Origin of the sequence: Streptomyces sp. NPDC059852, assembly GCF_042731455.1 — a bacterium.
Lineage (GTDB): Bacteria > Actinomycetota > Actinomycetes > Streptomycetales > Streptomycetaceae > Streptomyces.
On sequence record NZ_JBHWJK010000026.1, the window covers coordinates 82440 to 93465 of the forward strand.

Below are 11026 nucleotides of genomic sequence, written 5' to 3' on the forward strand. Positions count from 1 at the left end.
CATTGCGTAACTCAACCTTTTCGCGGTCCCCCTGCGGAGGCCGGCCCGGTGACGGGCGCCCGCCACATGCCGACGACGGCGTCGGCGAGGCCGGTGGCGGCATCGTTCCAGGTCGCTCGGGGTGTCGGGGTGTGCTCGGCGAGGGCGCGTTCGCGTTCCGCCGCCACCTGGACGATCAGATGCCGGACCATCTGGTCGCGCTCGGCGCGCACCTCGGGCGGCAGGCCGGGCAGGCACCGGTCGAGCCCTTCGATGATCGTCCGCAGCGAGGGGGAGGTGAGCGCCTCGTCCACCAGGATCCGGTGCAGCGCCGGGTCGGCCAGGACCTGGGCGCAGAACCGCGCGTACCAGGTCGGCCCGCCGAGCGCCGCCAGGTGCTCCGGGACCGGCCGGACCAGGCAGTCCACCCAGCCGCGCAAGTCGCCGGGGTCCGTGACGCCGGCGACCAGCCGGGCGCGGATCTCCTCGATGCGCCCGGCGTGCCGGCGGACGATGGCGCGGACCAGATCGGTCTTGGTGCCGAAGTGGTAGCCGACGGCGGTGTTGTTGCCCTGTCCCGCCGCCTCGCCGACCTGCCGGTTGGACACCGCGTGCACACCGCGCTCGGCGAAGAGCCGCTCGGCCGCGGCCAGAAGGAGTTCCCGGGTCGCGCCGGCCTGTTCCTCGCGCAGCGTCCTGCCTGCCATGATCACCCATCGCACGGGGCCGTCCCGCCACCCGCCGGCGGCCGGCCCCTCGACGCCACCACGGTTCGCTCTCTCCCCCCAATCTAGGTCGTGGACACGGACCCCGGTGAACCCGGTGGCCGCGGCCACCCCCTCCGATCAGGGGAAAAGGGCGGCGAGGGCGCGTGAGCGCGGGCGGCACCGTCGAGTACTGACCCGTGAGCCTGCCCCTGATCCCGCCGATGCTCGCGACGCCCGGCAAGCTGCCGCCCGCCGCGCAGGACGCGCGCTGGGCGTACGAGACGAAGCAGGACGGCCAGCGGGCGGTGCTCTACGCGGAGGGCGACGGCGGTCTGCTGCTGCGCGCCCGCTCCGGCGACGACATCACGGCCGCCTACCCCGAACTGCGGCCGCTGGGCGAGGCGCTGGCCGGCCGGCCCGCCGTGCTCGACGGGGAGATCCTGGCGCTCGACGACGAGGGGCGCGCCGACTTCCAGCTGCTGCAGTCCCGGATGGGGCTGGCGCACGCCCCGGCGAAGGCGGCCCGCATGGCCGCCCGCACCCCCGTCCACCTCGTGCTGTTCGACGTGATGCACCTGGGCGGCCGCTCCCTGCTGGACCTGCCGTACTCCCGGCGGCGCGGGCGGCTGGAGGAGCTGGGGCTCGACGGGCCGTCCTGGTCGACGCCGTCGGCACTGGTGGGACACGGCGCCGAGGCGCTTGAGGCCACGCGCGCGCACGGCCTGGAGGGGCTGGTGTGCAAACGGCTGGACTCGCCGTACGAGTCCGGCGTGCGGTCCCGCTCCTGGATCAAGATCCGCAACATGCTCAGCGAGGACGTCGTCGTGGGCGGCTGGCTGCCCGGCAAGGGGCGGCTCACCGGGCTGCCCGGCGCCCTGCTGGTCGGCCAGTACACGGCCGCGCGGACCCTGCGCTACGTCGGCGGTGTGGGCACCGGCTGGAGCGAGGCCGAGCGCGCCGAGCTGGCCGGGCTGCTGCGGGCCGCCGCCACGGACGAGTGCCCGTTCGACCCGGTGCCGCGGGTGGCGGACGCCCGCTGGGTGGCTCCCCGGCTGGTCGGCGAGGTCCGGTACAGCGTCCGTACGAGGTCGGGGATGCTGCGCCAGCCGTCCTGGCTGCGGCTGCGACCGGACCTGACTCCGGAGGAGTCGTCGGCGTACCTGCCGAACGCCCGCTGACGGCACCGCCGTTCGCTGCACCCCTCCCACCGTCCGTGGCAGACGGGGCCCTTGGCGCGCGCGGGAAAACCGGGGATGCTGAACTGCCTTTCCCCCCACAGCCGTTGGGCTGCGCCGGACCCCGAGGAGACGCAGTGTCGTCACAGACGTTCCGAACGCACCGCAGGAGATGGCTCACCGGTCTGGCCGGTGCCGCCGCGCTCGTCGTCGCCTTCCCCGCGGTGGCCTGGGCCGCCCCTCCCCCGGCGCTGCCCGGCAACGCCGAGGCGGCCGAGCGGACGTACCAGCCCGCCTTCGACTACGACACCGACGGCTGCTACTCGTCCGCCGCCATCGGCCCGGACGGCACCGTCAACGGCGGCCTCAACCCGACGGGCGCGCTCAACGGCAACTGCCGGGACGCCTCGGACCTGGACAACACCAACGCCTACAGCCGCTACAAGTGCAACAACGGCTGGTGCGCCTATCTGTACGGCCTGTACTTCGAGAAGGACCAGGCGCTGCCGGGCGTCAGCCTCGGAGGGCACCGGCACGACTGGGAGCACGTCGTGGTCTGGGTGCAGGGCGACGCCGTGCGGTACGTCTCGACGTCCAACCACGGCTCGTTCACCGTCCACGCGGCGTCCGCGGTGCGTTTCGAGGGCACGCACGCCAAGGTCGTCTACCACAAGGACGGCATCAGCACGCACTGCTTCCGCGTGGCGAGCGCGAACGACGAACCGCCGGAGAACCACAAGGGGACCTGGCAGTATCCGCCGCTGGTCGGCTGGAACGGCTACCCGCCGGGCGTGCGCGACAAGCTGGTCGCGCACGACTTCGGCAGCGCCCACTTCGGGCTGAAGGACGGGAGCTTCGCGAGCCATCTGGCGACCGCGAAGCCGTCGGGCATCCCCTTCGACCCGAACGCCTGACGCGTCCGGCCGAACCGCGCCACCGCGTCCTGGCGGTGGCGCGGAAGGGTCTATGGTGGCGGCATGTCCGTGCCTGAACTGATCCGTGTCGTGTCCCGTGACTCGCCCATGGCGCTGGCCCAAGTGGAGCGTGTCCGCGCCGAGTTGGCGGCCCTGCACCCGGGTGTGCGCACCGAGGTCGTGCCCGTGCGGACGACCGGCGACAAGTGGCTGGGCGACCTGTCCCAGGTGGAGGGCAAGGGCGCGTTCACGAAGGAGGTGGACGCCGCCCTGCTGGCCGGCGAGGCGGATCTCGCCGTGCACTGCCTGAAGGACATCCCGGCCGACCGGCCGCTGCCCGCGGGGACCACGTTCGCCGCGTTCCTCCAGCGGGACGACATCCGCGACGCGCTGATCCACCCCGGCGGGCTCACGCTGGACGAGTTGCCGGCCGGCACCCGGATCGGCACGTCCTCGGTGCGCCGCGTCGCCCAGCTGGCGGCCACGCACCCGCACCTGGAGTGCGTGCCGTTCCGCGGCAACGCCAACCGGCGGCTGGAGAAGCTGGCGGCCGGGGACGCCGACGCCCTGCTGCTGGCGGTGGCCGGCCTGGGGCGCATCGGCCGGACCGACGTGATCAGCGAGGTCCTCTCCCCCGAGGCGATGATGCCGCCCATCGGCGCGGGCATCCTCGCCCTGCAGTGCCGCGAGGGCGACAGCGAGCTGATCGACGCGGTCAGCGGCCTCGGCGACCCGGACACCTACCGGGAGGCGACCGCGGAGCGCATGCTGCTGCACGTCCTGCAGGGGCACTGCAACAGCCCGATCGCGGGCTACGCGCGTGTGGACCGCGGCGGCGAGCTGTCCCTGCGGGCCTGTGTCTTCACCCCCGACGGCAAGACCCGGCTGAACGCCCACGAGTGGGCCGGCCGGCTGGACCCGGCGACGCTGGGCACCTCGGTGGCGGTGGCGCTGCTGCGGCAGGGCGCCCGCGAGATCATCGACGGCATCCCGCACTGACCTCGCGGAAGGGGGCGCCGCGTCAGGCGGTGCCCTCCTCGGCCTGCTCCCGCAGGAAGTCGCTGACCTGGAGCGCGAGGCCGTCCCGCAGGGCGCCGGCGTGCGGGCCCGCGGGCTCCTGCAGGCCCAGGCCGCCGGTCCACAGCCGGCGGTCCGCCCACTCCTCCTCGACCCGCAGCTGGATCTGCACGTCGACCTGGCTCAGGCTGTCCTCGGTGCCCGCGGCGTACAGGACGGCGGTGACGCGGCGCAGCGGGTAGACGTCGAAACCCTCGATGAACTGCGAGTTCCGCCAGTCGATGAAGGCGGCCTCGCCGTCGCGGCCGATCCGGACGTCGATCTGGCCGTCCTCCAGGTGGATGCCGAGATGCCGCTCACCGCGGTTCTCGACGGTGACGCGCAGCCGGAAGTACGTCAGGCCCTCGGCGGCGTCGTCGCGTCCGCGCGGGGGCTCCGCGGCTTCCAGACCGTGGACGCGGACACGCAGACCGGCATGCTCGTCGTACTCGTGCCAGTCCCCGACCACGTTCGGCTCGTACACAATCCACCTCTCGTCCTGGGCCTGCTTCCTATCTTTGTGCTCAGTGCACTGTCAAATGAGCGGAATGCGCTGTGGCCAGCCCATTCGCCCCCTTGATCACCGATCATGCCGTGGGCAGGAACAATCGGTCCGGGCCCCGGCCGGGCCCGTCGACCACCGTGCCGTACATCACGTTCCCCGCCAAGATCATCGGGCTGGCCGGCCGCTGGGGACACTCCGTCACCCGATAGCGACATGTCGTCCTATTCACGAAATGCGTTTCAGGTTCGGTTTGAACGGGAACTGGATGTTATGTGCTTCGGACAGGAGGCACGTCCGTGGGAGCCGACCAGCCCCCTGGGTGATTCTCCTCAGGTCCGAGTTCGCGCCCCCCACGGTGTCTGTCTCGTCAGCACCCGCTGAGGAGGTGCGCTCGGATGAGTGCCCCCACCAGAACGAAGCAGCATCCCCATGACGACGCCCCGGACACCGCCCGCGCCTTCGAGCGCCTGGCGACGCTGTCCGACGGGCCGGAGCGCAAGGCCCTCAAGGACGAGCTGATCCGGTCGTGGCTGCCCATGGCCGAGCGGATTGCGGTCCGGTTCAAGGGCCGTGGGGAGTCGCTCGAGGACCTGTACCAGGTGGCCGCCCTGGGCCTGGTCAAGGCCGTCGAGCACTACGACCCCGCCCGCGGGCACGCCTTCGAGGCGTACGCCGTGCCCACCATCACCGGTGAGATCAAGCGGCACTTCCGCGACCACATGTGGACCCTGCACGTGCCCCGCCGGGTCCAGGACCTGCGCAACCGGGTCCGCAACGCCACCAAGGAACTCGCGCAGACCACGCCGGGCCGTGAGCCCACGCTCGCCGAGGTCGCCGCCCACGCCCACCTCACCCAGGAGGAGGTGCGCACCGGGATGGAGGCCCTGGACTGCTTCTCCGCGCTGTCACTGGAGGCGGAGATGCCCGGCACGGACGGGTACGCGCTGGGGGACGCCATCGGCGGCCCCGACCCGGGCTACGAGGTGGTAGTGGACCGCGTGTCCGTCGAGCCGTGTCTGCGGCGGCTGCCCGAGCGCGAGCGGACCATCCTGTATCTGCGCTTCTTCGGCGGCATGACCCAGAGCCGGATAGCGCAGCAGCTGGGCATCTCGCAGATGCACGTGTCGCGGCTGCTCAGCGGCTGCTTCGCGCAGCTGCGTGAGGAGCTGCTGACCGAGGCGCGGACGTCCGCGGACGCGTCGTAGCTCAGTCCTGACCGGACTCCGGGATCTGCGTCGGGCCGTGCCGCTCCAGGGCCTCCTGCAGCTCGACGCGGATCTCGGCGGGCATCTCGCCCTCCCTGCCCCACACGATGATCAGCTCCGCGACCTCGCGCAGCTTGATGTTGGTGTGCTGGGAGACGTCCTTCAGCACCGCCCACCCCTGGGCGGGGGCCACCCGGCCGAGCGCGACGACCATGCCGATCGCCTGGTCGACGACGGCGTGCGCGCCCACGGCGTGCCGGAGCTGATCGACCTCCTCCTCCAGCTCGGCGATCCGGGCGCTGTCGTCGGGGGACTCGTTCGGGTGGGGCTTCACGGCTCCATCCTCTCCCGTCCCGCCGCGCCCGCGCCAGTGTTCACGGCGGCTTCCCGGCACTCGTTTCGGCGCCACGCCGGGGGTACTCGACAGGCTGCGGAGCGGTTCGGGTTGGACACTGTGACGAGGACCGGTTGCCGTCGGCCGAGCGAGATCCAGGACGCGACACATGAACGAAGCGAGAACCCCCAGGAGCACGGCCGAGGTCGTGTCCACACACTCCGTGTTCGGGGCACCCTGCTGGGTGAGCCTGACCAGTCGTGGCCTGGAGGCAGCGCAGGACTTCTACTCGGCGGTGCTCGGATGGCGCTGGCGGCCGGCCACCCTCGGGGACCGCTTCCGGGTGGCGCTGGCCGACGACGTGCCGGTGGCGGGCATCGCCGCGGTCGCCTCGATGTGGCAGATGGCCGTCGCCTGGACGCCGTACTTCGCGGTCCGCAGCGCGGACGAGGCCGTGGCACGGGTGGCCGAGCGCGGCGGCACGGCGGCGGTCGGGCCGCTCTCCCTGCCTCCGGGGCGCGCCGCCCTGCTCGCCGACCGCGACGGCGCGACCTTCGGTGTGTGGGAGGGCGAGCTGATCTCCAACTGGGAGACGTGGCGGCGCGCGGCGCCGACCTTCATCCGGCTGCACACCCGGGACGCCTTCGACGCCGCCATGTTCTACGGCGAGGTGCTCGACTGGGCGAGTCAGCGGCCGGGCTGCTGCGAGGTCCACTACGAGGGCGGCGAGGTCGTGCTGCGCAGCGGCGGTGACGTGGTCGCCCGGATCGAGTCGGGGGCCCTGGAGGCCGCGCCCGACCCGACGATCCGGCCGCACTGGCAGGTGCACTTCGCGGTGTCCGACGCCGCGCGCTGCGCGCGGGCCGCCGAGACGAACGGCGGCAGTGTGCTGTCGCTGGGCCCGGAGGAGGCGGTGCTGCGCGATCCCGACGGCGCCCAGTTCACCGTGACCTCGCGCCGCGGCCGATAGGTCCGGCCGCGGCGCGAGGCGCTGTCACCGGTCTTCGGCCGGGGCCGGGGCCGGGGTGCGTGACGGGCGGGAGAGGAGCACCAGGCTGCGGCGCTCGACCAGGAGGGCCGTGCCGGCCTTGTGCTCGGTCTCGTCCGGCGGGCCCTGGGGCTCGGCCGTGTCGATCAGTGTCGTCCAGCGTTCGCCGTAGCCGGCGGACGGCAGCTGGAACTCGACCGGTTCCCAGTAGCTGTTGAGCAGCAGGAGGAACGAGTCGTCGACGACGGGCCGGCCGCACCAGTCGGGTTCGGCGATCGCGTCACCGTTGAGGAAGGCCGCCACGGCGCGGGCGTCGGGGCTCTGCCAGTCGTCGTCGTCCATCTCGCGGCCGTCCGGTGAGAACCACACCAGGTCGGGCAGCGGCTGGTCGGGACGGGTGGCCGTCTCCCCCTTGAAGAAGCGGCGCCGGCGCAGGACGGGGTGAGCAGCGCGCAGCCCGATGACGTATCGGGTGAAGTCGGCGAGCGCGCGCTGCTCGTCTGTGAGACGCCAGTCGATCCAGGAGATCTCGTTGTCCTGGCAGTAGGCGTTGTTGTTGCCCCGCTGGGTGCGGCCGAGTTCGTCTCCGTGGCAGAGCATGGGGATGCCCTGGGACAGCAGCAGTGTGGCGAGGAAGTTGCGCTGCTGGCGGGCCCGCAGCCGGAGCACGGCCGGGTCGTCGGTGTCGCCCTCGGCACCGCAGTTCCAGGACCGGTTGTGGCTCTCGCCGTCCCCGTTGTCCTCGCCGTTGGCCTCGTTGTGCTTGTCGTTGTAGGAGACGAGGTCGCGCAGGGTGAACCCGTCGTGCGCGGTCACGAAGTTGACGCTGGCGCGCGGACGGCGCCGGCTGTGCGCGTACAGGTCGGAGCTGCCGGTCAGCCGGGAGGCGAACTCGCCGAGCGTACCGGGCTCACCGCGCCAGAAGTCCCGTACGGCGTCCCGGTACTTGCCGTTCCACTCGGACCACAGCGGCGGGAAGTTGCCGACCTGGTAGCCGCCCTCGCCCACGTCCCACGGCTCGGCGATGAGCTTGACCCTGCTGATCACGGGGTCCTGCTGGATCAGGTCGAAGAACGCCGAGAGGCGGTCCACCTCGTGGAACTGCCGGGCCAGGGTGGCCGCGAGGTCGAAGCGGAAGCCGTCGACGTGCATCTCGGTCACCCAGTAGCGCAGCGAGTCCATGATGAGCTGCAGGACGTACGGGTGGCGCATCAGCAGGCTGTTGCCGGTGCCGGTGGTGTCGTAGTAGTGCGCCCAGTCGCCGTCGACCAGGCGGTAGTACGAGGCGTTGTCGATGCCGCGGAACGACAGCGTGGGGCCGCGCTCGTTGCCCTCGGCGGTGTGGTTGTAGACCACGTCGAGGATGACCTCGAGACCGGCCTCGTGCAGCGCCTTCACCATCGCCTTGAACTCGGTGACCTGTTCGCCGCGCGTGCCGCGGGCGGCGTAGGCGTTGTGCGGGGCGAAGAAGCCGATGGTGTTGTAGCCCCAGTAGTTGGACAGGCCGCGGTCGAGGAGCACGCCGTCCTGGACGTACTGGTGGACCGGCATCAGCTCGACGGCGGTGACCCCGAGCGACGTCAGGTGCTCGACGACCGCGGGGTGCGCGAGTCCGGCGTAGGTGCCGCGCAGTTCGGGCGGCACGTCGGGGTGGGTGCGGGTGAGTCCGCGGACGTGCGCCTCGTAGATCACGGTGTCCGCGTACGGCCGTCGGGGGGGCCGGTCCTCCCCCCAGTCGAAGTGCGGGTCGGTCACCACGCCGAGCATGGTGTGCCCGGCGCTGTCCGACGGGGAGGGGCCGCCCGCGGTGCGTTCGAAGAGGGAGGCGTGGTTGTCGACCTGTCCGTCGACGGCCCGGCTGTACGGGTCGAGCAGCAGCTTCGACGCGTTGCAGCGGTGGCCGAGGCCGGGATCCCAGGGGCCGTGCACCCGGTAGCCGTAGCGCTGCCCGGGGCCGACGCCGGGCACGTAGCCGTGCCAGACGAACCCGTCGACCTCGGTCAGCGGGACGACGGTGTGCCGGTCCTGGTCGTCGACGAGGACCAGCTCGACACGTTCGGCGACCTCGCTGAACAGGGCGAAGTTGGTGCCCTGTCCGTCGTGGGAGGCACCCAGCGGGTAGGGGTGCCCGCTCCAGGCGGACACCCCAGTGCTCAGGTCCTTGCGGCGCTTGCGTGCCGTCACCGGGCCTCCTCCAGGACGCCGTCCCGGACCCCCGCGGCATCGGCCAGGGCCGTGACGGGCGTCGCCCGGGGGACGCGCAGCGCCTCGCGCAGGCTGGGCGCGGGTGCGGTCGGCACGAGGGGGGAGCGTTCGCCGGCGCGGGCCCGCTGGGAGAACCAGATGACCTTGCTGCCGGTCTCGGTGGCGCAGCAGCCCCAGCCGTCGCTCATCGCGGCGAGGTGGCGGAGGCAGGCGCGCAGTTCGTGGTCCGGGCGCAGGGCCCGGTCGTTGTCACCGATGGCGGTGATGAGGTGCTGCCCGTTCCACCACATCTCGATCGAGGTGTTCTTGTCCTTCGCGTGCTCGTCGATGGCCCGCAGCAGCATCTCGGTGCCGTGGCGGACGGGTTCGACGAGCGTCTCCAGGTCCCAGTACCTGAGGTGAGCGGCCAGAATTCGGCTGACCTGACCGACCCGTTCAGGGCTGACTTCCACATCGAGGTGGTAGTAGCAGGGCACTGCGGTCTTCACCGTCGTTACCTCCTCACCGCGAAAGCTCCCGCTCTCCTCGTCCCCGCGGGACGGGCCCCGATCGCGGAGCGTGAGCGCTGATCGCCTCTGAGTCACTACAGCGTGCGGGCTGTACGCCATTCGTGCAACACGAGCGAACGGGTGAGGCGTTAGTTGAAGATCCAACAGGACGCTGCGTCGCCGACCGTGCACCATGTGTGAAGACCTCGATGCCCGCAACGGAACCCGTGTGTGCCGCCCGCACGCACGGGTTCCGCCCGACGGTCGGGAGACGCGCCATCGAGCCCGGAAGTGGAAGGTGAGCGGGGCCATGCTGCTACCGGCCAAAGCCGAAGTCGCCCGCCTGCTGCGGCGGTACCGGGCCTGGGAGCGCGCCATGCTGGCCGCCCCGGCCGACCGTGCGGTGCGTGCCACCTTCGAGGACACCGGTTACACGCTCTGCGTCCTGATGGGAAAGCGTTGCGCTCGCGAAGCCGCTGACGCGGCCGAGCAGTATCTGCGCGCCACCCCGTCGGCCTATGGGTCGGAGCAGGTTGAACGACCGAAGACGGCGAGCGTCGCGGCCGGTCAGGGCCGGCAGACGACGCGTCGGCGTTTCCACGCGGGAAGGTAGCCGCCTTCCGGCAGAGTTCGGATTCCCCGGCCGGGCCACGTGCCCGGCCTCGAGCACGGTGGAGGTGAACCATGGGCAGGACCAAGAGCAGGACCGGTGCCGGCGCCGGGGCCGTGGGCCGCATCCCGGTACGGGACGTTCGGCCCGCCGTGGAGCGCGGCAGGCATCCGGCGAAGGCCGTCGTCGGGGAGACCTTCGAGGTCACCGCCACCGTGTTCCGGGAGGGCCACGACGCGGTGGCCGCCAACGTCGTGCTGACCGATCCGAAGGGCCGCCCGGGTCCCTGGACGCCGATGCACGAACTGGCGCCGGGCAGCGACCGCTGGGGCGCCAAGGTGACCCCGTCGGCGGAGGGGACCTGGACGTTCCACGTGGAGGCCTGGAGCGACCCGGTGGCCACCTGGCGGCACACCGCCCGCATCAAGGTCCCGGCCGGCATCGACGTCGGGCTGGTGCTGGAGGAGGGCGGCGAGCTGTTCGAGCGCGCGGCCGCCGGGGTGCCCGACGCGTCGGAGCGGTCGGCGCTGCTCGCCGCCGCCGAGGCCCTGCGGGACGACTCGCTGCCTCCGGTGTCCCGGCTGTCGGCGGCCTTCGCGGCCAACGTGGACGCGGTGCTCGGGCGGTATCCGGTGCGGGATCTGGTGACGGCGTCGGAGCCGCTGCCGTTGCTGGTGGAGCGTGAACGGGCCCTGTACGGGGCGTGGTACGAGTTCTTCCCGCGGTCGGAGGGCACTGCGGAGCGGCCGCACGGCACGTTCGAGACGGCGGCGCGCCGGTTGCCGGCGATCGCCGCGATGGGTTTCGACGTGGTGTACCTGCCGCCGATCCACCCGATCGGCACGACGTTCCGCAAGGGC

12 protein-coding genes are annotated in these 11026 nt (G+C 72.2%); 7 read left to right on the top strand and 5 right to left on the bottom strand.

Annotated elements, in window-relative coordinates; translation table 11 throughout:
• Positions 1-11: 11 nt before the first annotated feature.
• Entirely contained in the window at positions 12-686 is a 675-nt protein-coding gene (locus ACFV46_RS27570; protein ID WP_361936501.1) for a TetR family transcriptional regulator, read from the bottom strand.
• 197 nt (positions 687-883) lie between these two features.
• On the opposite strand from ACFV46_RS27570, the gene ligD reads away from it, so the two are divergent.
• The 3 genes from ligD (at position 884) to hemC (ending at position 3774) form a co-directional block, all read left to right on the top strand.
• Positions 884-1864, top strand: coding sequence for a non-homologous end-joining DNA ligase (ligD, locus tag ACFV46_RS27575; protein WP_385500189.1), 981 nt, complete (start codon positions 884-886; stop codon positions 1862-1864).
• A 134-nt stretch (positions 1865-1998) separates the two neighbouring features.
• Positions 1999-2775 (top strand): NPP1 family protein, encoded by a 777-nt coding sequence (locus tag ACFV46_RS27580; protein WP_385500190.1) that lies wholly within the window; start codon positions 1999-2001, stop codon positions 2773-2775.
• Positions 2776-2838: 63 nt separating this feature from the next.
• Positions 2839-3774 carry a hydroxymethylbilane synthase gene (hemC, locus tag ACFV46_RS27585; protein WP_361936495.1) on the top strand — a complete coding sequence of 312 codons (936 nt, stop codon included), beginning with the start codon at positions 2839-2841 and terminating at the stop codon, positions 3772-3774.
• Positions 3775-3796: 22 nt separating this feature from the next.
• Here the strand turns inward: hemC and ACFV46_RS27590 are convergent, their stop codons facing one another.
• Positions 3797-4315, bottom strand: coding sequence for a hypothetical protein (locus ACFV46_RS27590; RefSeq protein ID WP_361936493.1), 519 nt, complete (start codon positions 4313-4315; stop codon positions 3797-3799).
• Positions 4316-4731: 416 nt separating this feature from the next.
• Here ACFV46_RS27590 and ACFV46_RS27595 point away from each other — a divergent pair, with 416 nt between their 5' ends.
• Positions 4732-5541, top strand: a complete 810-nt coding sequence (locus ACFV46_RS27595; RefSeq protein WP_385500192.1) for a SigB/SigF/SigG family RNA polymerase sigma factor — start codon at positions 4732-4734, stop codon at positions 5539-5541.
• A gap of 1 nt (position 5542) precedes the next feature.
• Here the strand turns inward: ACFV46_RS27595 and ACFV46_RS27600 are convergent, their stop codons facing one another.
• Complete coding sequence (locus ACFV46_RS27600) at positions 5543-5875, bottom strand: ANTAR domain-containing protein (protein ID WP_361936489.1); 333 nt, start codon at positions 5873-5875, stop codon at positions 5543-5545.
• A gap of 169 nt (positions 5876-6044) precedes the next feature.
• Here ACFV46_RS27600 and ACFV46_RS27605 point away from each other — a divergent pair, with 169 nt between their 5' ends.
• On the top strand, positions 6045-6845 hold the full coding sequence (locus ACFV46_RS27605) for a VOC family protein (RefSeq protein WP_385500193.1): 801 nt from the start codon (positions 6045-6047) through the stop codon (positions 6843-6845).
• 24 nt (positions 6846-6869) lie between these two features.
• Here the strand turns inward: ACFV46_RS27605 and glgX are convergent, their stop codons facing one another.
• Together glgX and ACFV46_RS27615 are read right to left on the bottom strand one after the other, a co-directional pair.
• Positions 6870-9047: a glycogen debranching protein GlgX gene (gene glgX / locus ACFV46_RS27610; protein ID WP_385500194.1), complete on the bottom strand. Its 2178-nt coding sequence runs from the start codon at positions 9045-9047 to the stop codon at positions 6870-6872.
• Entirely contained in the window at positions 9044-9556 is a 513-nt protein-coding gene (locus ACFV46_RS27615) for a pep a2 (RefSeq protein WP_385500195.1), read from the bottom strand. The genes glgX and ACFV46_RS27615 overlap by 4 nt, the downstream gene beginning before the upstream one ends.
• 310 nt (positions 9557-9866) lie before the next feature.
• On the opposite strand from ACFV46_RS27615, the gene ACFV46_RS27620 reads away from it, so the two are divergent.
• Both ACFV46_RS27620 and ACFV46_RS27625 read left to right on the top strand, forming a co-directional pair.
• Positions 9867-10169 carry a DUF5133 domain-containing protein gene (locus ACFV46_RS27620; RefSeq protein ID WP_361936483.1) on the top strand — a complete coding sequence of 101 codons (303 nt, stop codon included), beginning with the start codon at positions 9867-9869 and terminating at the stop codon, positions 10167-10169.
• A 71-nt stretch (positions 10170-10240) separates the two neighbouring features.
• Positions 10241-11026: maltotransferase domain-containing protein (locus tag ACFV46_RS27625; protein WP_385500196.1), on the top strand; the 786-nt coding region annotated here is incomplete at its 3' end.

What these genes read in the sequence shown, in the direction of transcription:
- ACFV46_RS27605 (WP_385500193.1), top strand. Translation starts at nt 6,045, where the DNA reads ATGAACGAAGCGAGAACCCCCAGGAGCACGGCCGAGGTCGTGTCCACA.
- hemC (WP_361936495.1), top strand. Translation starts at nt 2,839, where the DNA reads ATGTCCGTGCCTGAACTGATCCGTGTCGTGTCCCGTGACTCGCCCATG.
- ACFV46_RS27570 (WP_361936501.1), bottom strand. Translation starts at nt 686, where the DNA reads ATGGCAGGCAGGACGCTGCGCGAGGAACAGGCCGGCGCGACCCGGGAA.
- ACFV46_RS27595 (WP_385500192.1), top strand. Translation starts at nt 4,732, where the DNA reads ATGAGTGCCCCCACCAGAACGAAGCAGCATCCCCATGACGACGCCCCG.
- ACFV46_RS27620 (WP_361936483.1), top strand. Translation starts at nt 9,867, where the DNA reads ATGCTGCTACCGGCCAAAGCCGAAGTCGCCCGCCTGCTGCGGCGGTAC.